Origin of the sequence: Methylobacterium sp. 13MFTsu3.1M2, assembly GCF_900112625.1 — a bacterium.
GTDB lineage: Bacteria > Pseudomonadota > Alphaproteobacteria > Rhizobiales > Beijerinckiaceae > Methylobacterium.
The window spans coordinates 200,384-219,811 of the sequence record NZ_FOMM01000003.1 but is presented as its reverse complement, the minus strand read 5'-3'; the positions used below and the strand labels follow the sequence as shown (position 1 = coordinate 219,811).

Sequence of the window (19,428 nt, the reverse complement as noted above, 5' to 3'; positions counted from 1 at the left end):
CTCCGGCCTCCGTGCCGGTGCGGGGTCGATCTCAGTCCCGCCACTCGGCGAGCTTGACCAGCGCGTGCAGCAGCCGGTTCGCCGGCGTCGGGATCCCGTGCGCGGCGCCCCGGCGCACGATGGTGCCGTTGAGGTGGTCGATCTCGCTCGGCCGGCCGCGGGCCAGGTCCTGGGCGGTGGACGAGCGCTGTCCGGCCATGGCGGCGCTGAGCGCCATCACGTCGTCGAGGATGCCGGGCGACACGGACACGCCCTCGGCCTCCGCGACGCGCGCGCATTCCTGGACGACGTCCGCGATGACCGCGACCACGCCCTCGCCCTCCACCAGGCGGCCGTAGGGCAGCTGCGTCAGGGCCGACAGGGCGTTGTAGGCGCAGTTGATGATCAGCTTCGCCCAGAGCGCGTCGACGGCCTTCGCCGAGACGGTGGTCGGGATGCCGGCCGCCGCGAACGCGGCGGCGACGTGCCCGCTCGTCTCGGACGCGCCGAGGATCAGGTCGCCGCGCCCGTTGTGCCGGACGTGGCCGGGGCCGGCCATCGCGGTGGCGACGTAGACCGCCACCGGCACCACCGGCCGGCCCAGCACGGCGGCGAGCCGCTCGGCGTTGTCGACGCCGTTCTGGAGGCTGAGGACCGTGGCGGCCGGATCGAGGTGGGGGGCGATCATCGCGCCCGCCGCCTCGGTGTCGCCCGACTTCACGCAGACCAGCACGAGGTCGGCGCCCGACACGCCCGCCCCCGTATCGGTCGCCCGGACGGGCACGGAGGCCGTCCCGGCCGCGCTCTCCAGCACGAGACCGTCCTTCTCGACCGCCTCGACCAGGGCGGGACGGCCGATCAGCGTCACCGCGTGGCCGGCCCGCGCCAGGAGGAACCCGTAGTAGCAGCCGACCGCGCCGGCCCCCACGACGGCGACGGTCATGGCGGGGCTCACGGCGGGGCTCACGGCGCCACCGCCGCGGCGCGCTCGGGATGGAAGGGCGCCGCGCCCGCCTCAGCCGCGCGGACATGCTCCAGCAGCGCCTGGGCCGGGTGCCGCAGCCGCACGCCGTCGACCAGCTTGGCTTGGGAGCGGCAGGAATAGCCGTCCGCCAGCAGGGTGCAGCCGGGCGCCTCGGCGACGTGGCGGGCCCAGCTCAGGCCGTAGATCGCCTCGGAGGTGGCGCGGTGGCGCGCCTCGTGACCGTAGGTCCCTGCCATTCCGCAGCAGCCGGCGGCCGGCACCTCGAGCCGCAGGCCGAGATGGGCGAACACGGCCTGCCAGTCCCGCACCGAACCCGGCGCGTTGGTGCGCTCGGTGCAGTGGGGCAGCAGCCGCATCGTGCGCCCGCCCTGCCCCGGAGCGATTCGGTCGAGCCGGGCGGCGAGCCATTCCTGCAGGAGGTGGACCTTCGGGAGATCGCCGCCCAGCGCCTGCGCGTACTCGGACCGGTAGGTCAGCGTCATCGACGGGTCGATCCCGACCAGGGGCACGCCGTGCCCGGCGAGGTCGCGCAGCATCGCGGCGTTCGAGCGGGCGACGGCGGCGAACTGCGCCAGGAAGCCGTGCACGTGCAGCGGCTTGCCGTTCGGCCGGTAGGGCACCAGCCAGGGCCGGAAGCCGAGGGCGGCGAGGAGGTCGCAGCTGTCGGTCACGACTTCCGCGTCGAAGTGGCTGGTGAAGGCGTCCTGGACCACCAGCACGGACCGCGCGCGCTCCTGCGGGTCCAGCCGGGCCAGGGCGTCCGGGGTCGCGACGGCGACGCCGCGTTCCGCCAGTTGCGCCGCGAGCGCGACGGGCGACAGGGCCGGGATCGCCACCAGCCCGGCCCGGGCCAGGATCAGCCGGGCCAGCGGGTTGGCCAGGACCGCGTTGAAGAGGCGCGGCGCCCGCGCCGCCAGCGGCAGCAGCGGCTCCAGCGCCGCCACGAGATGGTCCTTCAGCGGCCGCGCGTAGCGCGTGTGGTAGAGCGCCAGGAACTTCGCCCGGAAGGTCGGCACGTCGACCTTGATCGGGCAGGACCCCGTGCAGGACTTGCAGGCGAGGCAGCCGTCCATCGCCTCCTTGACGGCGTGGGAGAAGTCGTCGGCCTCGGACCGGCCGCGGAGGCGGCTCCGCAGGGTCGCCGCCACGTCGGAGAGCCACCCGGCGCGCTGCCGCGCCAGCTCGGCGGCCGGGTCGACCCCGGCCTCCGCCGCGCGGCGCAGCCACTCGCGCATCAGCGAGGCGCGGCCTTTGGGCGAGTGGCGCCGCTCCCGTGTCGCCTTCCAGGACGGGCACATGGCCTCGTCCGCGTCGAAGCTGAAGCAGGCGCCGTTGCCGTTGCAGTGGAGCGCTTCGTCGAAATCCTCCCGGACCGGCGCCGGGATGGCGCGGTCCCGCTCGCCCCGGCGCGGGACGCCGTCGATCCGGGTCAGGCCCGCGCCCCTGGCGGAGGCGATCTTGCCCGGGTTCATCCGGTCGTCCGGGTCGAAGGCGCGCTTGACCGCCTCCAGCGCCGGCATCAGCGGCCCGAACGTCTGCGGCACGAATTCCGAGCGGAAGCCCTTGCCGTGCTCGCCCCAGAGCAGGCCGCCATACTTGGCGGTGAGCGCGACCACCCCCTCCGTGACCTCGCGGATCAGGCCGTTCTGCGCCGGGTCCTTGAGGTCGATGGCCGGCCGCACGTGCAGCACGCCGGCATCGACGTGGCCGAACATGCCGTAGCGCAGCCCCTTGCCGTCGAGGAGCGCGCGGAACTCCGCGATGTAGTCGGCGAGCCGCTCCGGCGGGACCGCCGTGTCCTCCACGAACGGGATCGGGCGCGCGTCGCCCTTGGCGGCGCCGAGCAGGCCCACCGCCTTCTTGCGCATGGTCCAGAGCCGCTCGATCGCGTCGCCCCGGGCGATGGTGAAGCCGAGGCGCCTCGTGTCGGTGCCGCGCTCGGCCTCCAGCGTCCCGGTGAGCCGCGCGAGGGCCGCCTCCACGGTCGCGGCGTCGTCGCCGACGAACTCCACGAGGTTGATGCCGTCCACCGGCCGCCCGGCCGGATCGTCGGGGAAGAAGGCCCGCACCTCGGCCCAGATCGGGTCCTTGCGGGCCAGCGCCAGGACCGTGGAGTCGATCGTCTCAACGGAGGCGGCGCCGAACGGCAGCAGCGCCTGCGCGTCGCGCAGCGCCGCGTCGAAGTCGATGTACGAGAGCGCGACCAGCACGGCGGCCTTGGGGATCGGCAGCACGTTCAGCCGCGCCTCGGCGATCAGCGCCAGCGTGCCCTCGGAGCCGCAGATCACGCTCTTGAGGTCGAATCGGCCGCCCGCGTCGCGAAGATGCGCGAGGTCGTAGCCGGTGAGGCAGCGGTTGAGCTTGGGGAAGCGCTCGGCGATGAGCGCGGCGTTCTCGGTGGCGACGGCGTCGACGGCGCGGTGGATGGCGCCGACGCGGTCGTCGCGGCCCTTGGCGGCGTCGAGCCCGGCCGGGTCCAGGGGCTCGGCGGTCCAGACCGTGCCGTCGGTGAGCACGCAGGTCAGCGCGAGGACGTGGTCCCGGGTCTTGCCGTAGAGGCACGAGCCCTGTCCGCAGGCATCGGTCGAGATCATCCCGCCGATCGTGGCGCGGTTCGAGGTGGAGAGCTCCGGCGCGAAGAACAGGCCGTGCTTGGCGAGCTCCCGGTTGAGCTGGTCCTTCACCACCCCCGGCTCGACCCGGACGATGCGGTTCGCGACGTCGATCTCCAGGATGCGGTTCATGTGCCGCGAGGTGTCGACCACGAGGCCGTGGCCCAGCGACTGCCCGTTGGTGCCGGTCGCCCCGCCCCGGGGCCGGATCACGATCTCGGTGAAGCGCGGATCCGCGAGGAGCTTGGCGACGCGCACGAGGTCGTCGCGGGTGCGCGGAAAGGCCACGGCCCCCGGCGCCACCTGGTAGATCGAGTTGTCGGTGGAAAAGACCGTGCGGTCGGCGTCCGAGAGCGTCAGGTCGCCCTCGAAGCCGCGCAGGCGCAGCTCGGCGCAGGCCGCGGCGTAGAGCGGCACGGCCTCGGTGTGGCGGGTCAGGACCGGGATCATCCGCGCCTTCTACACCCGGCGGATCGCGGGAGACCATCGGCGACGGGACGGCGCGCGCTGGCATCCGGCTTGCCACGCACCCGCGACCTCCTGCGACCTCCCGCAATCTCCGGAACGGATGCCCATGAACGCGAGCCTCGAACGGGTCAGGGATGCCCTGGCCGAGCTGATCAAGGCCGCCCTCCTCTCGGACGACGGCCTGAGCGACGCCTGCCGCGCGGCCGGCCGCGCCAGGCTCGCCGCCCTCGCGGGCGATCCGCCCGAGCCCGAGAGCCTGCGGATGGACGGCGCCTGGACGCTCGCCGTCCAGGCGGCGGAGAGCCCGGAACTCGCGCCGCTGGAGGGACGGGTGAACCTGACCCTGCCGCGCGCCTGCCCCTTCACCCTGGACGAGCTCCTCGCACCCGGCCTCGACGTGGATCAGGCCGTGGCGCGCATCCGCAAGGGCGCCTCGACCGGCTGATCGCGCCTGTTGAGGAGTGCCGGCACGGCGTTGCCGCGCGCGGGCCGGACACCCATGTTAGCCTCACAGGACCGACGCCTCGGTCCCGCGCCCGCACGCGGGTCCCGTCTATCGCAGAACTCTCCGGCACCCCCCTTTTGGCACGACGCACCACCGCCCCGGCGGCCGAGCCCGCCGCTCCGCAGCCCTTCCCCACCCGTGAGCAGATCCTCGCCTTCGTGGCCGAGTCGAAGGAGCGCGTCGGCAAGCGGGAGATCGCCAAGGCCTTCGGCATCAAGGGGGCCGCCAAGATCGACCTGAAGCGCGTCCTCAAGGAGATCGAGGAGGACGGCGCCCTCGACCGCGGTCGCGGCGGCCTCGCCCCGGCGGGCCATCTGCCGCCGGTCGTGCTGGCCGACATCCGCTCCCGCGACCGCCACGGCGATTTCCTGGCGGTCCCGGTGGAGTGGACCGGCACCGGCAAGCCGCCCGCCATCGTGCTGACGCAGCCCCGCGGCCCCCGGAAGGGCAACCGTCCGGCCCCGGGCATCGGCGACCGCGCCCTGATCCGGGTCGAGCGCGACGCGGAGGGCGGCTACACCGGCCGGGTCGTCAAGGTCATCGGGAAGAACAAGGCCGAGATCATCGGTGTCTACCGGGCCGGCGCGCAGGGCGGCCGGATCGTGCCCGTCGAGAAGCGCGCGCAGGGCCGCGAGATCCTGATCCCGCCCGGCGAGGAGGGGCAGGCCCGCGACGGCGACCTCGTCAGCGTCTCGCTGGAGCGCGAGACCCGGTTCGGCCTGCCGAAGGGGCGTGTGCGGGAGCGGCTCGGCTCGCTCGGTTCCGAGAAGGCGGTGAGCCTGATCGCCCTGCACCTCCACAACATCCCGCACGTCTTCGCCGACGCGACGCTGGCGGAGGCGGATTCCGCCAAGCCCGCCACCCTGAAGGGCCGCGAGGACTGGCGCGACCGGCCGCTCGTGACCATCGACCCGCCGGACGCCAAGGACCACGACGACGCCGTCATGGCCGAGGCCGATCCCGACCCGGCCAATCCCGGCGGCTTCATCCTCACCGTCGCCATCGCGGACGTGGCCGCCTATGTCCGGCCGGGCTCCAGCCTCGACCGGGAGGCGCTGGAGCGGGGCAACTCGGTCTACTTCCCCGACCGGGTCGTGCCGATGCTGCCCGAGCGGATCTCGAACGACCTCTGCTCGCTCCGCGAGGGCGAGGACCGGCCGGCGCTGGCGGTGCGGATGGTCATCGCCGCCGACGGCGAGAAGCGCCGCCACGCCTTCCACCGGGTGATGATGCGCTCCCGCGCCAAGCTCGCCTACGCGCAGGCGCAGGCCGCCATCGACGGGCGGCCGGACGACGCGACCGGGCCGCTCTTGGAGACGGCGCTCCGCCCCCTCTGGGCGGCCTACGCGGCCCTGCGGGCGGCCCGCGACCGCCGGGGGCCCCTGGCCCTCGACCTGCCCGAGCGCAAGGTTCTCCTGAGCCCCGAGGGCGCGGTCGACCGGGTGATCGTGCCGGAGCGCCTCGACGCCCACCGGCTGATCGAGGAGTTCATGATCCAGGCGAACGTCGCCGCCGCCGAGACCCTGGAGCAGGCGCGCCAGCCGCTGATCTACCGCGTCCACGACGAGCCCGCCCTGGAGAAGATGCGGGCGCTCGGCGAGGTCCTGGCCTCGGTCGGCATCAAGCTGCCCAAGGAGGGGGCGCTGCGCCCCGCCCTGTTCAACCGGATCCTCGCCACGGCGGCCGAGACCGAGCACGGCGTCTTCCTCAACGAGGTGATCCTGCGCAGCCAGGCCCAGGCGGTCTACGCCCCCGAGAATCTCGGGCATTTCGGCCTGAACCTGCGCCGCTACGCGCACTTCACCTCGCCGATCCGGCGCTACGCCGACTTGATCGTGCACCGGGCGCTGATCACCGCCTGCCGGCTCGGCTCGGACGGGCTCGCGAGCGAAATCTCCCTCGGCGAGCTGGCGCAGATCGGCGAGCAGATCTCGGCGGCCGAGCGCCGCGCCATGGCGGCGGAGCGCGAGACGATCGACCGGCTCATCGCCCACCACCTCGCCGACCAGGTCGGCGCGACCTTCGCGGGCCAGATCGCCGGCGTCACCCGGGCCGGCCTGTTCATCAAGCTCGACGAGACCGGCGCGGACGGCTTCGTGCCGGTCTCGCAGCTCGGCGCCGATTATTTCCGCCACGAGGAGGGCCGCCACGCCCTGGTGGGCGAGCGCACCGGCGAGACGTTCCGCCTCGGGGACCGGGTCGAGGTGCGGCTCGTGGAGGCCGCGCCGGTGGCCGGGGCGCTGCGCTTCGAGCTGCTCAGCGAGGGCCGGACCCGCTCCGGCGCCCGGTCCGCCGGGCCGGGGAAGAAGTCCGGCGGGCGCCCCTTCAAGGCCGCGCCGCCCGGCCGCCCCGCCGGCATCCGCAACACCGGGTCGCGCCACCGCGGCTCGCGCCGCTGACCCGGGCGGTGTACAGCCGGGGCATGGCCGCCGACGTGATTCCCGAGCGCACCCGCCTGATCCCCGCGATGGCCCGCGGCTTCGTCGGCCGCTGCCCGCATTGCGGCCAGGGCCGGATCTTCGGCCGCTTCCTCAAGGTGCGGCCGGAATGCGACGTCTGCGGCCTGGAGCTGCACCACCATCGGGCCGACGACCTGCCGCCCTACGTGGTGATCTTCATCGTCGCCCACATCGTCGGCTACCTGATCCTGGAGACCGAGAGCGCCTACGACGTGCCGCTCTGGGTCGAGATGGGCGTGTGGCCGGTCTTCACCCTCGTCTTCGCGCTGGCCCTGCTCCAGCCCGTGAAGGGCGCCGTCGTCGGGCTGCAATACGCCCTTGGCATGCACGGCTTCGCCACGCTACCGCGGAGCCGCCCCGCAGCGGGGCTTGAGGAGACGCGCCTTGCCGGAGCCGCAGCGGGAGCCCCCGATCATCACAGCTCCTGAGCGGAAGCCCGCCGCGGCGCGCCTGCGGCCGCGCGACGCCGCGACCATGATCGTGATCGACCGGCGCGGTAAGGGCGGCCCGAAGGTCCTGATGGGCCGGCGCAACCCGAACCTCGCCTTCATGCCGGGCAAGTTCGTCTTCCCGGGCGGCCGGATCGAACTCGGCGACCGCCACATGCCGGTGGCCGGGGCGCTCCCGGACTACGCCGAGGCGGCGCTGACCCGGCAGGTGTCCCGGCCCCTGCACCATCTCGGCCGGGCGCTGGCGCTCGCCGCGATCCGCGAGACCTACGAGGAGACCGGTCTGCTCCTCGGCACGACCGAGCACGGTGCGCCCGAGGACGTGCCAGCGGGCTGGGAGGGCTTCGCCCGGCACGGCGTCCTGCCCGACCTCGAGGCGCTGCACCTCGTCGCCCGCGCGATCACCCCACCGAAGCGCGTGCGCCGCTTCGACACGCGCTTCTTCACCGTCGACCGCCGGATGGTGGCGGCCGAGGAGCCGGGGCGGGTCGAGGCCGACGCCGAGTTCACCGAACTCGCCTGGGTGCAGCTCGACGCGGCCCGCAAGCTCGACCTCCCCTTCATCACCCGCGCGATCCTCGACGAGCTGGAGGCGCAGATCGCCGTCGATTTCGCGCCCTACCGGATGATCCCCTTCCACTACGAGCGCTACGGGCGGCGCGAACGGGTGGCCTTGTGAGCGGTCCGGACGGATTGCAGGACGGGCGGCGGGGGATCAGTTCGGAGGACGTGGCGGCGATCTCGGCGGCCGTGACCTGCGTCACCGTCGTCGGCATCGGGCTCAGCCTGTCGATCCCGCTCCTCTCGATCGAGATGGAGCGGCGCGGCGCGTCGAGCACGCTGATCGGGCTCAACACCGCGGTGGCGGGCATCGCCAGCATCTGCACGGTGCCGTTCGTGCCGCGCCTCGCCGCGCGGGTCGGCGTCGCCCCCCTGCTCGGACTGGCGCTCCTCGTCGGGGCGATCAGCCTCGCGCTGTTCCCGATGCTGCCGGGCATCGCCCTGTGGTTCCCCCTGCGCTTCGTGTTCTCGGCGACGCTCGGGGCGCTCTTCGTCCTCTCCGAGTACTGGATCAACGCCGCCGCCCCGCCGGAGCGGCGCGGCCTGGTGATGGGCATCTACGCGACCGTCCTGGCGGCGGGCTTCGCGGTCGGTCCGCTGCTGCTGGCCCTGGTCGGGACCGAGGGGCTGGCGCCCTACGCGACGGGGGCCGCCCTCATGCTGGCCGGCGGCCTGCCTATCGCCCTGGCCCGCGGCCTGTCGCCGACGATCGAGACGGGCTCCGGCCGCGGCATCCTCGGCTACGTCCGGCTCGCCCCCGGCGCCCTGGCGGCGGCCCTGGCCTACGGGGCGGTGGAGACCGGCATCTTCGCCATCCTGCCGCTCTACGGCCTGCGCCTCGGCTACGACGCGAAAGGGGCGGCCGGCCTCGTCAGCCTGATCGCGCTGGGCAACGTGCTGTTCCAGATCCCGTTCGGCTGGCTCGCCGACCGCCTCGACCGGGGCGCGGTGCTCCTCGGCGCGGGCCTCGCGGGGGCGGCGGGCTCGGCCCTGATCCCCCTCGCGGCCGGCCATCCGGCGGCGTTCGGCGCGCTGCTCCTCGTCTGGGGCGGCATCGCCGGGACCCTCTACACGGTCGGCCTCGCGATGCTGGGCGACCGCACGCCGCCGAACGATCTCGCGGGCGCCAACGCGGCCTTCGTGGTGCTCTACAATGTCGGGTTGATGCTGGGGCCGCCGGTGATCGGCGGCGGGCTCGACCTCGTGCCGCCGAACGGGTTCGCGCTGGCGCTGCTCGCCCTGTTCCTGGCCTTCGCCGGCTGGCTCGCCGCGACGGAGCGCCGGCGCGTCCGCTCTTGACCTGCCGGGCCCGATCGGGCATTCACCCGCCCGTATTCGGCCGGGCCCTCCCGGCCATTTGCGTTTCGCTCACGCGGAATGCCGCACCCTGCAGGAGCGCCGCGCCATGGCCAAGGCCGTCACCGTCAAGATCAAGCTCGTCTCCACCGCCGACACGGGCTATTTCTACGTCACCAAGAAGAATTCCCGCACGCAGACCGAGAAGCTGACGATGCGCAAGTACGACCCGGTCGCGCGCAAGCACGTCGACTTCAAGGAAACCAAGATCAAGTAAGGCCGCGGGCCGCTTCGCGGCCTGACCGCCCACGGGAAGCCGCTCCGGAGACGGGGCGGCTTTTTCCTTGCCCGGCGCGTTCCCGCGCACGGCGTCGCCGGGATCTCCCGAACCGCGACCTGGCCGGCCGACAGCCCGGCGCCAGCACGACTCGTTAACCGTCGCTCGTCCCGGACGCTGCCCGACCCGCCGGCCGATCACCGGCCCGCGTTCTCGGCCAGCTCGGCGGTTGGAGGGCGGGTTCGATGCAGCGGATCCTGCTGGCGATTCTCATCACCGCGGCGATCCTCGCGCTCTGGCGCGTCCTGACGCTGCCGGTGTACGCGCTTCGGGCGACCCGCGGCTTGCTCGCGGAACGCCGCGTTCCGGCCCGCGCCCGGAGCCGACCGCTCAGGAAGGGCCCGGCGCGGCCAGATCCGGATCGAGCGTCCGTGCCAGGGACCGCGCGATAGCCACGAGCGCCGTCACCATCGGCGTGGACGGCTCGCGCCGCGGGGCGACGAGGCCGATCGTGTGCTCCAGGTCGGGTGCGGTGATCGGGATCGTGCGCACGCCCTCCATGGGGCCCAGGGCGTCGACCAGGATCTCCGGCATGATCGAGGCCCAGCGCAGGGTGCGCACGTGGGTCAGCAGCACGATCATCGAGTTCGACTCGAGGGTCGCGGCGGGATCCGCACCCGCCTCGCGGATCTGCTGGTCGATGATCCGCCGGTTCTGCATGTTCGGCGTGAGCAGGCAGAGGGGCAGGCGGCTGGTCTCGGCCCAGGTGACGCTGGTGCGACCCTCGAAGGGCCCGCCGATCGCCGTCACGAGGCGGTAGCGCTCCCGGTAGAGCGGGACGGAGATCACCCGCCCGAGGGGCTCGTTGTCGAGGTAGGTCAGGCCCGCATCCGCCTCCAGGTTCTCGATCAGCGAGAAGATGTCGGCGGAGGTGGCCGATTCGACCGTCAGCCGCACGTCCGGGTGCCGCTCGCGGTAGGGCGTCGTGAGGTTCACGATCATCGGCAGCGCCGTAGGGATCGCGGCGATGCGGAGATGGCCGGTCAGGCCCCGGCGCAGACCGGTGACCTCCTCGTGCATGGCCCGCGCGTCGGCCACGATGCGCCGCGCCCATTCGAGGACCCGCTCGCCCTCGGGGGTGAAGCCCTGGAAGCGGGAGCCGCGCAGCACGAGCTGCACGCCGAACCGGTTCTCCAGCTGCTTCACGCCGGCCGAGAGAGTCTGCTGAGTCACGCCGCAGGCTTCGGCGGCGTGCCCGAAATGCTGCTCGCGGGCGAGCGCGAGCAGGAAGTCCAGCTTGTCGATCACGACGAAGGCATCCCGGCACGGCGAGGCGCCGGAAACCTAGCGGCCCGCCGGGCCCGCCACAACCGAGCGTGCCCGCTCAGCGGAACAGGATGAACGCCTTCGACAGGGTGATGCCGATGCCCCAGACGATCGGGATGCCGACCACCGCCCAGGCCAGCGCGGCCCCCGCGCTGAAGCCGCCACGGCCGATCCCGAAGGAGCCGGACGGCCCCGAGGCCGTGGCGCCGGCGCGGACGTCCAGGGAGGCCCGCTCGGAATCGGACATGAACCAGCGTTGCGCCAGGGGCCGGACGAGCAGGTTGCAGAGGAAGCCGACCGCCAGGAAGCTCGCCAGCACGTACATGGTCCGGCCGTAGAGATCGGCCCCCTGCACGCCCGCGGCGACCTGCGCCTCGCGGATCTTGGTGATGACGAAGGGCCCGACGATGCCGGCCATCGACCAGGCGGTGAGCAGGCGCCCGTGGATGGCGCCCACGAACTGCGTGCCGAACACGTCGGCGAGATAGGCCGGCACGGTCGCGAAGCCGCCGCCGTACATGGACAGGATCACGCAGAAGATCGCGACGAACAGCGCCTGCGAGCCGATGCCGGCGGCCCAGGGTGCCGCCGCGTACAGGAGGCCGCCCAGGGCAAAGAAGATCGCGTAGGTGACCTTCCGGCCGATGCGGTCCGACATCGAGGCCCAGAAGAACCGGCCCAGGATGTTGAAGAGTGAGAGCAGGCCGACGAAGCCGGCCGCGATGGCCGCGACCTGCGCCTTCTGGCCGGCGTCGAGGGCCGAGAAGCCGGTGCCGGGCAGGCCGATCAGCTCGCCGCCGAAGATCTCCTGGAGCATCGGCGAGGCCAGCGCCAGCACGCCGATGCCGGCCGACACGTTGAGGAACAGGACGAGCCAGATCATCCAGAACTGGACGGTCTTGTGGGCGTCGCGCAGGTGGACGTGCCCCGAAGCGATCATGGCGTTCTTGGCGGTCGGGCTGGTCCAGCCGTCCGGGCGCCAGCCGGCCGGCGGCACCCGGTAGCCGAACGCGCCGCCCAGCATGAACAGGATGTACCCCACGCCCATCACCGCGAGGGTCTGCCAGACGCCGGCCGAATCGGCGGTCCGGAAGCTCTTGATCAGGCTGTCGGCCAGGGGCGAGCCGATCATCGCGCCGCCGCCGAAGCCCATGATCGCCATGCCGGTCGCCATGCCGCGCCGGTCCGGGAACCACTTGATCAGGGTCGAGACCGGCGAGATGTAGCCGAGCCCGAGGCCGATGCCGCCGATCAGGCCCATGCCGAGCCAGACCAGCCAGAGCTGGTGGATGTAGACGCCGAAGGCGCCGATCAGGAAGCCGCCGCCCCAGCAGAGGGCCGCCGCGATGCCGGCCTTGCGCGGTCCGGCCCGCTCCAGCCAGCCGCCGAACAGGGCAGCCGAGAGACCGAGCACGACGATGCCGATGGAGAAGACCGTGACGAGGTCGCTGACCCGCCAGTCGCAGGTGGTGGTGAACAGGGCCGTCATCACGCCCATGTCGGGGCAGGCGGCGGGCGCCGGCTTGCCCACGGAGAGCGCCCGGGTCAGCGGCAGCCAGAACACCGACAGGCCGTAGGCCATCCCGATGCAGAGATGGATCGCCAGCGCCGCCGGCGGCACCAGCCACCGGTTGAAGCCCGGCTTGGCGACGATCCGCTCGCGCGACAACAGACTCGGCGTTCCCTCAGGCGCGATCGCGCCTGCCACTCCAGCACCCATGATGGACTCCTCCGCCGCGGCCTCGTTGGCGGGCCTCGCGGCGGCGGACGATGCGCGATTTGTGTGCAGGGTGCCAGCGCGCGACACGCTGAGACGTCGATTTTAATCCAGTCCGGCGCCGACTGTATGCGGATTCCTCGTCAACGCGCCGTCCGGAGGCCGTATGGACCGCCGCTGCGGGCGCCGGTCTGTCCGGCGCCCGCAGCGGCTGCCGCCCTCACATGGGCGGCGTCAGGCCGTCCTTGCCGACCGCGATGAGCTTGCCGTCGGCCTTGGCGCCGTCCTTGGCGACCACGGCGAAGACCTTGGAGCCGGGCGTCAGGATCGCCTTGTCGGCGGGCTCGAAGGCCACGATCGGCGCCGAGGCCGGCACCACGATCTCCTTGGAGCCGTCCTTGCCGTAGCTCACCGTCAGCGTGCGCTCGCCGCCCGAGGCCGCCTTGTCGGCCTTCACGGTGCCGTTCGTCATCGCGCTCTTCACCTTCGGGGCGTTCGACGACTCGGCCTTCACCGTGCCGTTGGTCATCGCGCTCTTCACCTTGGCGCCGGCGCCCGCGGTGTGGTCGGTGATCGAATCCCAGCCGTAATGGCCCTCGCCCGTGCCGCGCATCGACTCGGGGAAGAGCACGACCTCGAGGGCGGTCATCGGGTTCTCGCCCTTGGTGGCGGTGCCGATGAAGACGCCGTCCTTGATCGCGTCGAGGCTGGACGGGACAACCCAGGCGAACTTGGCGCCGCTCACGTCGACGGTCTCGGTCTTGCCGTCGTCGGTCTTGATCACGACCGTGCCGCCGTCGGCCTTGTCGACGGTCCCGCGGACGCGCTCGACCTGCGCGGCGAAGGCCGCACTCGACAGCAGGGCCGTCAGGCCGGCGGCGACGAGTGTCTTGCTGAGGTGCTTCATCGGGGTCCCATCCTGGCTTCAGGAGCCGGGTTATGGGGCGGCCCGCGCGCGAAACAAGGTTGCGCGCAAGCGAAACGACCTGCTCGGCGACAGAAGCGAGGTTGTCAGTCACCACCGTCTTTGCGAGCGGAGCGAAGCAATCCAGCCGGCGCAAGGACTTCCTCCGTCGCGCTGCCCTGGATCACTTCGCTGCGCTCGCGATGACGGGGTGGCGCGTCGGACGACGGCACCGACCGAAAACGAGTCAGGCGGCACCCGGTGGGCGCCGCCTGATTACCGCGCGGGCAGCGGGGACGCTGCCCTCCGGAGGCTCACGCCGCGAGCGAGCGCAGCACGTAGGGCAGGATGCCGCCGTTGCGGAAGTACTCGAGCTCGTCGAGCGTATCGATGCGGCAGGTCAGCGGGACCTGCTTCACCGAGCCGTCGGCGGACTTGATCTCCGCGGTGAGCGTCTGGCGGGGCTTCAGCTCGCCGGCGAGGCCCTTGATGGTGACGGTCTCGTCACCCTTCAGGCCCAGCGACTGCCAGCTCGTGTCGCCCTGGAAGACCAGCGGCACCACGCCCATCCCGACGAGGTTCGAGCGGTGGATGCGCTCGAAGCTCTCGGCCACCACGGCGCGGACGCCGAGCAGCTTCGTGCCCTTCGCCGCCCAGTCGCGCGACGAGCCGGTGCCGTACTCCTTGCCGGCGAAGATCACGAGCGGCGTGCCCTGTTCGGCGTACTTCATCGCCGCGTCGTAGATGAACATCTTCTCGCCGGACGGCTGGAAGTGCGTCCACCCGCCCTCGACCACGCCGCCGGAGGCGTCCTTCACCATCTGGTTCTTGATGCGGATGTTGGCGAAGGTGCCCCGCATCATCACCTCGTGGTTGCCGCGCCGCGTGCCGTACTGGTTGAAGTCCTGCACGCGCACCTGGTGCGACTGCAGGTACTCGCCGGCCGGCGAGGCCGCGCGGATGTTGCCCGCCGGCGAGATGTGGTCGGTGGTGATCGAGTCGAGGAACAGGCCGAGGATGCGCGCACCCTCGATGTCCTCGACGGGCTTCGGGGTCTTCTCCATGCCGACGAAGTAGGGCGGGTTCTGCACGTAGGTGGAGCCCGGGTTCCACGCGAAGGTCTCGGCCTCGGTGACCTCGACGTCCTTCCAGTTCTGGTCGCCGCCGAACACGTCGGCGTAGCGCGACTTGAACAGCGCCGAGGTGATGTTCTCCTCGATGAACTGCTGCACCTCGGCCGAGGACGGCCAGATGTCCTTGAGGTAGACCGGCTTGCCGTCGGAGCCCTGGCCGAGCGGCTCCGTGGTGATGTCGATCTGCATCGAGCCGGCGAGCGCGTAGGCGACGACCAGCGGCGGCGAGGCGAGGTAGTTCGCGCGCACGTCGGGGTTCACGCGGCCCTCGAAGTTGCGGTTGCCCGAGAGCACCGCCGCCGCGACGACGTCGTTGTCGTTGATCGCCTTCGAGATCGCCTCCGGCAGCGGGCCGGAATTGCCGATGCAGGTCGTGCAGCCGAAGCCCACGAGGTTGAAGCCGAGCGCGTCGAGCGGCTCCTGCAGCCCGGACTTCTCCAGGTACTCGCCGACCACCTGCGATCCGGGCGCCAGCGAGGTCTTCACCCACGGCTTGGAGCGCAGGCCCTTGGCGACGGCATTGCGGGCGAGCAGGCCCGCGCCGATCATCACCGAGGGGTTCGACGTGTTGGTGCAGCTCGTGATCGCGGCGATCACCACGTCACCGTGCCCGATGTCGAAGTTGGTGCCCTCGACCGGGTAGCGGCGCGCGAGGTCGGCGGCCTTCTTGAACTCGGTCTCCATCGAGGCGGCGAAGCCGGGCTTGGCGCCGTCGAGCAGCACGCGGTCCTGCGGGCGCTTCGGGCCGGCGAGCGAGGGCCGGACCTCGCCCATGTCGAGCTCCAGCGTGTCGGTGAAGACCGGGTCGGGGGTCTGGGCGTCGCGCCACATGCCCTGCGCCTTGGCGTAGGCCTCGACCAGGGCGATCCGGTCGTCGGAGCGGCCGGTGACCTTCAGGAAGTCGATGGTCTTCTGGTCAACCGGGAAGAAGCCGCAGGTCGCGCCGTACTCGGGGGCCATGTTGGAGATCGTGGCCCGGTCGGCGACCGCCATGTCGTCGAGGCCGGGGCCGTAGAACTCCACGAACTTGCCGACCACGCCCTTCTTGCGCAGCATCTGGGTGACGGTGAGCACGAGGTCGGTGGCGGTGGTGCCCTCGGGCAGCTTGCCCGACAGCTTGAAGCCCACGACCTCGGGGATCAGCATCGAGAGCGGCTGGCCGAGCATGGCCGCCTCGGCCTCGATGCCGCCGACGCCCCAGCCCAGCACTGCCATGCCGTTGACCATGGTGGTGTGCGAATCGGTGCCGACGAGCGAGTCGGGATAGGCGACGTCGGCGCCGTTCTCCGACTTCGTCCAGACGGTCTGGGCAAGGTATTCCAGGTTCACCTGGTGGCAGTTGTTGGTAGCCGGGGGGACCACCGAGAAGTTGTCAAAGGCCGACTGGCCCCATTTCAAGAAGGTGTAGCGCTCGCCGTTGCGCTCGTATTCGAGGGCGACGTTGTCGGCGAGCGCCTTCGGGGTGCCGAACTCGTCGACGATCACCGAGTGGTCGATGACGAGGTCCACCGGCACCAGCGGGTTGATCTTCTGCGGGTCGCCGCCGAGCGCCACCATGGCGTCGCGCATGGCCGCGAGGTCGACCACCGCCGGGACGCCGGTGAAGTCCTGCATCAGCACGCGGGAGGGGCGGAACGCGATCTCGACCTCGGCCTTGCCCTTCTGGTCGAGCCAGGCGACGGCGGCCTCGATGTCGGCCTTCTTGACCGAGCGGTCGTCCTCGTAGCGGAGCAGGTTCTCCAGGATCACCTTCATGGAGAAGGGCAGCGCGGCCGCCGAGGCGAGGCCGTTCTTCTCGGCCGCGGGAATGGAATAGTAGGTGTAGGTCTTGCCGCCGGCTTCGAGCGTCTGGCGGGCCTTGAAGCTGTCGAGTGAGGGCACGGCTGGTTCTATCCTCGCTGCGGGTTGTCGAACACGCGCAGGCAAGACCTGCGCTACGAGATCCGTGTTCGGCCTGTGTAGCGCCCGACGGGCGCGCGCCGCCCCGGGAGTGCCCGGGCAGGACGATGCGCGGGGGCGATTTGGACGCCCGTGATGCCGCGCGGCGCAGCCGCGGAGGGATATAGAACTTTTCGAATCTGGCCGCTACCGGGTCGTCATGACAGGTGCGTTTTCCTGTCGGGGACCGTGGCGGCGACTGGGCGCGCGCCGCGGAGGCCTGGGCGACTCGCGCATCTCCAGCGGGCATCGACGGTGGCGGCCGAGCGCGACAGGCCCCCTCTCCCGAGCGGGAGCGGAGAGCCGCACGCGTGTTGCCGGTGCTGCTGCGTACGTCCGCGAGCCCGCAGAAGGGCGGGAGTCGCGTGGCGCGGGCGCCCTACCCTTACCCGGGCGCGCCCGCGACGGACAGGGCCTTCGACCGATTCGGCTGGGCCGCGAGCCTGCGCAGGGACGCGACGTTCGTGGCCGCCTCCTCGGCGCTCATGTCGCGGCGCAGGACGGCCTCGGCATCGGCGAAGCGGCCCTTGAGGCCGAGCACCATGGCGAGGTTGGCGCGCACCCGCGCGTCGGCGCCGGGCTGGTCGGCGGCGAGGCGCAGGGTCTGCTCGGCCTGATCGAGGTTGCGCGACAGCGCGTAGGACAGGCCGAGATTGGACAGGAGCGAGGGCTCGTTCGGGCGGATCTTGAGGGCGGCCTCGTAGAAGCCCTGGGCGCGGGCCTGCTCGCCGAGCTGGGCGGAGGCCGAGCCCTGCGCCGACAGGATGCGCCAGTCGGGATTGGCGGGCGTGTGCGCGTTGGAGAGCACGTCGATCGCCTCGCGGAAGCGGCCCGCCTCGACCAGCGACTTTCCGTAGGCACCGAGCAGGGCCTGGTCGCGCGGGTTGCGCAGGGCGGCCTGCTGCAGCACCGCCGAGGCCTGGCCGATCTGGTCGGTGGCCCGCAGGGCGCGGGCGTAGGCCATCGCCGTGCGCCCGTCGGCGGGGTCGGCGTTGTAGCGCTCGGCCAGCCGGTCGATGTCCTGCCGCGAGGGCGCCGCGGCGGCCGCGGACGGCCCGCCGAGGGGGCCGATCGACCCGGTCGTCTCGGGCGAGCGGGTGTTGCAGCCGGCCAGGCCCAGCGCGACGACGGCGGCCGCGAGGGCGGCGCGGCGTCCGGGGCGTGCCTGGGATCGGGTGACCCGGAACAGGGCCGTCATCATGGTGCGCTCCGCCGGCATCGGGACCGGACGCGATGGCACGCGCTTCACGCTCCCGGCCGGCCGGTGATAGAGCGTTAACCCTAATCACCGGTTAAGCCGCCGGTCCGGGCGGCACGCGAGAGGCACATGATCCAGGCCGAGATTCCGGCGACGACCCGCGGGCTCCTGCCCGGCGACACCCAGGCCGTACCGGTGACGCTGGTCACCACCGGGGGCTGGGCGGCGGTCGAGTCCGGCCTGGAGCCCGCCCAGCGGAGCTTCGCCAGGGCCATCGGCTTCAAGCCGAAGGCGGGCAGCCTCGCGCTCCTGCCCGGCCCGGACGGCGGCCTCGCGCGGGTCCTGTTCGGCCTCGGCGATCCGGAGGCCGCGGCCTACGACAGGCTCCTCGCCGGCAAGCTGCCGGGGCTGCTGCCGGAGGGGACCTTCAGCCTGGACAACGCTCCCGCGCCGGCCGAGGCCGCCCTCGCCTGGCTGATGGGGAGTTACCGCTTCGGCCGCTACCGGTCCGGCGGCGGCACGAAGGCCCGGCTCGCGGCGCCCGCCGGCATCGACGCGGCCGAGGTGGAGCGGGTCGCCGCAGCGGTGGCGCTGGGCCGGGATCTCGTCAACACGCCGGCCAACGATCTCGGACCCGCCGAGATCGAGGCGGCCGCCCGGGCGGTGGCCGAGCGCCACGGCGCCTCCGTCGCCGTCACGGAAGGCGGGGCCCTCGCCGAGGGGTACCCGCTGATCCACGCGGTCGGCGCCGCGTCGCCCCGGGCCCCGCGGCTGATCGACCTGACCTGGGGGCCGGCGGACGCGCCGCGCGTGACCCTGGTCGGCAAGGGCGTCGCCTTCGACACCGGCGGCCTCGACCTGAAGCCGTCGGCCGCGATGCTGCTGATGAAGAAGGACATGGGCGGCGCCGCCGCGGCGCTGGCCGCCGCCGACATGGTCATGGGCGCGGGCCTGAACCTGCGCCTGCGCCTGCTGATCCCCGCGGTGGAGAACGCGGTCGCGGGCAACGCCTTCCGCCCCGGCGACGTGCTGCCGAGCCGGGCCGGGCTCAGCGTCGAGATCGGCAACACCGACGCGGAGGGCCGGCTGATCCTGGCCGACGCGCTCGCCCTCGCGGACGCGGACTCCCCCGACCTGATCCTCGACTTCTCGACCCTGACCGGCGCGGCCCGGGTGGCCCTCGGGCCGGACCTGCCGGCCTTCTTCACGGAGGACGACGCGCTGGCCGAGGCGGTGGCGCGGGCCGGCCGGGTGGCGATCGACCCGGTCTGGCGCATGCCGCTGCACGCGCCCTACGCGAGCCTGCTCGATTCCAAGGTGGCCGACCTCAACAACGTCTCGGGCGGGCCGTTCGCGGGAGCGATCACCGCGGCCCTGTTCCTGCGCCGCTTCGCGCCCAACACGAAGGCGCACGGCCATTTCGACCTCTACGGCTGGAACCCCTCCGCCAAGCCCGGCCGGCCGGAGGGCGGCGAGGTCCAGACGGCGCGGCTGACCTACGCGCTGCTCAAGGCCCGCTACGGCGGCTAATCGCCTCCCGTCATCGCGAGCGCAGCGAAGCGACCCAGGGCTGCGCAACCTCTAACGGCGTGGGCTGGGTCGCTGCGCGCGCGATGACGGT

14 protein-coding genes are annotated in these 19,428 nt (G+C 72.6%); 7 read left to right on the top strand and 7 right to left on the bottom strand.

Going from position 1 to position 19,428, the window contains the following annotated elements; translation table 11 throughout:
• Positions 1 to 31: 31 nt before the first annotated feature.
• Positions 32 to 922, bottom strand: coding sequence for a ketopantoate reductase family protein (locus BM314_RS03075; RefSeq protein WP_091976849.1), 891 nt, complete (start codon positions 920 to 922; stop codon positions 32 to 34).
• A 20-nt stretch (positions 923 to 942) separates the two neighbouring features.
• A complete protein-coding gene (locus tag BM314_RS03070; protein WP_091976848.1) occupies positions 943 to 4,026 on the bottom strand; it encodes a D-2-hydroxyglutarate dehydrogenase YdiJ in 3,084 nt (1,027 codons plus the stop codon).
• A gap of 124 nt (positions 4,027 to 4,150) precedes the next feature.
• Between BM314_RS03070 and BM314_RS03065 the strand changes: the two genes are divergently transcribed.
• From BM314_RS03065 to rpmG, 6 genes are all read left to right on the top strand, one after another.
• Entirely contained in the window at positions 4,151 to 4,489 is a 339-nt protein-coding gene (locus BM314_RS03065) for a hypothetical protein (RefSeq protein ID WP_091976846.1), read from the top strand.
• A 137-nt stretch (positions 4,490 to 4,626) separates the two neighbouring features.
• Complete coding sequence (gene rnr / locus BM314_RS03060) at positions 4,627 to 6,948, top strand: ribonuclease R (RefSeq protein ID WP_091976845.1); 2,322 nt, start codon at positions 4,627 to 4,629, stop codon at positions 6,946 to 6,948.
• Positions 6,949 to 6,971: 23 nt separating this feature from the next.
• The gene (locus BM314_RS03055; protein ID WP_091976843.1) at positions 6,972 to 7,436 is read left to right on the top strand and encodes a DUF983 domain-containing protein; all 465 of its coding nucleotides are present in this window, start codon (positions 6,972 to 6,974) and stop codon (positions 7,434 to 7,436) included.
• Complete coding sequence (locus tag BM314_RS03050; RefSeq protein WP_091976842.1) at positions 7,393 to 8,136, top strand: NUDIX hydrolase; 744 nt, start codon at positions 7,393 to 7,395, stop codon at positions 8,134 to 8,136. The genes BM314_RS03055 and BM314_RS03050 overlap by 44 nt, the downstream gene beginning before the upstream one ends.
• Complete coding sequence (locus BM314_RS03045) at positions 8,133 to 9,317, top strand: MFS transporter (RefSeq protein WP_244539828.1); 1,185 nt, start codon at positions 8,133 to 8,135, stop codon at positions 9,315 to 9,317. Before BM314_RS03050 ends, BM314_RS03045 begins: the two co-directional genes overlap by 4 nt.
• A gap of 106 nt (positions 9,318 to 9,423) precedes the next feature.
• Positions 9,424 to 9,591 carry a 50S ribosomal protein L33 gene (gene rpmG / locus BM314_RS03040; protein ID WP_020092568.1) on the top strand — a complete coding sequence of 56 codons (168 nt, stop codon included), beginning with the start codon at positions 9,424 to 9,426 and terminating at the stop codon, positions 9,589 to 9,591.
• A 390-nt stretch (positions 9,592 to 9,981) separates the two neighbouring features.
• Here the strand turns inward: rpmG and BM314_RS03035 are convergent, their stop codons facing one another.
• The 5 genes from BM314_RS03035 to BM314_RS03015 form a co-directional block, all read right to left on the bottom strand.
• A complete protein-coding gene (locus BM314_RS03035; RefSeq protein ID WP_020092569.1) occupies positions 9,982 to 10,899 on the bottom strand; it encodes a LysR family transcriptional regulator in 918 nt (305 codons plus the stop codon).
• A gap of 76 nt (positions 10,900 to 10,975) precedes the next feature.
• Positions 10,976 to 12,637 carry an OFA family MFS transporter gene (locus BM314_RS03030; protein WP_051123735.1) on the bottom strand — a complete coding sequence of 554 codons (1,662 nt, stop codon included), beginning with the start codon at positions 12,635 to 12,637 and terminating at the stop codon, positions 10,976 to 10,978.
• Between the two features lie 217 nt (positions 12,638 to 12,854).
• Positions 12,855 to 13,541, bottom strand: coding sequence for a metal ABC transporter permease (locus BM314_RS03025; protein ID WP_091976840.1), 687 nt, complete (start codon positions 13,539 to 13,541; stop codon positions 12,855 to 12,857).
• 311 nt (positions 13,542 to 13,852) lie between these two features.
• The gene (gene acnA, locus BM314_RS03020) at positions 13,853 to 16,552 is read right to left on the bottom strand and encodes an aconitate hydratase AcnA (protein WP_091976839.1); all 2,700 of its coding nucleotides are present in this window, start codon (positions 16,550 to 16,552) and stop codon (positions 13,853 to 13,855) included.
• A 442-nt stretch (positions 16,553 to 16,994) separates the two neighbouring features.
• Entirely contained in the window at positions 16,995 to 17,810 is an 816-nt protein-coding gene (locus BM314_RS03015) for a tetratricopeptide repeat protein (RefSeq protein WP_091976900.1), read from the bottom strand.
• A 126-nt stretch (positions 17,811 to 17,936) separates the two neighbouring features.
• Between BM314_RS03015 and BM314_RS03010 the strand changes: the two genes are divergently transcribed.
• Positions 17,937 to 19,337 carry a leucyl aminopeptidase family protein gene (locus BM314_RS03010; protein ID WP_091976837.1) on the top strand — a complete coding sequence of 467 codons (1,401 nt, stop codon included), beginning with the start codon at positions 17,937 to 17,939 and terminating at the stop codon, positions 19,335 to 19,337.
• Positions 19,338 to 19,428: the final 91 nt, after the last annotated feature.

What these genes read in the sequence shown, in the direction of transcription:
- BM314_RS03070 (WP_091976848.1), bottom strand. Translation starts at nt 4,026, where the DNA reads ATGATCCCGGTCCTGACCCGCCACACCGAGGCCGTGCCGCTCTACGCC.
- rpmG (WP_020092568.1), top strand. Translation starts at nt 9,424, where the DNA reads ATGGCCAAGGCCGTCACCGTCAAGATCAAGCTCGTCTCCACCGCCGAC.
- BM314_RS03055 (WP_091976843.1), top strand. Translation starts at nt 6,972, where the DNA reads ATGGCCGCCGACGTGATTCCCGAGCGCACCCGCCTGATCCCCGCGATG.
- BM314_RS03015 (WP_091976900.1), bottom strand. Translation starts at nt 17,810, where the DNA reads ATGATGACGGCCCTGTTCCGGGTCACCCGATCCCAGGCACGCCCCGGA.
- BM314_RS03025 (WP_091976840.1), bottom strand. Translation starts at nt 13,541, where the DNA reads ATGAAGCACCTCAGCAAGACACTCGTCGCCGCCGGCCTGACGGCCCTG.
- BM314_RS03010 (WP_091976837.1), top strand. Translation starts at nt 17,937, where the DNA reads ATGATCCAGGCCGAGATTCCGGCGACGACCCGCGGGCTCCTGCCCGGC.
- BM314_RS03075 (WP_091976849.1), bottom strand. Translation starts at nt 922, where the DNA reads ATGACCGTCGCCGTCGTGGGGGCCGGCGCGGTCGGCTGCTACTACGGG.
- BM314_RS03030 (WP_051123735.1), bottom strand. Translation starts at nt 12,637, where the DNA reads ATGGGTGCTGGAGTGGCAGGCGCGATCGCGCCTGAGGGAACGCCGAGT.
- BM314_RS03065 (WP_091976846.1), top strand. Translation starts at nt 4,151, where the DNA reads ATGAACGCGAGCCTCGAACGGGTCAGGGATGCCCTGGCCGAGCTGATC.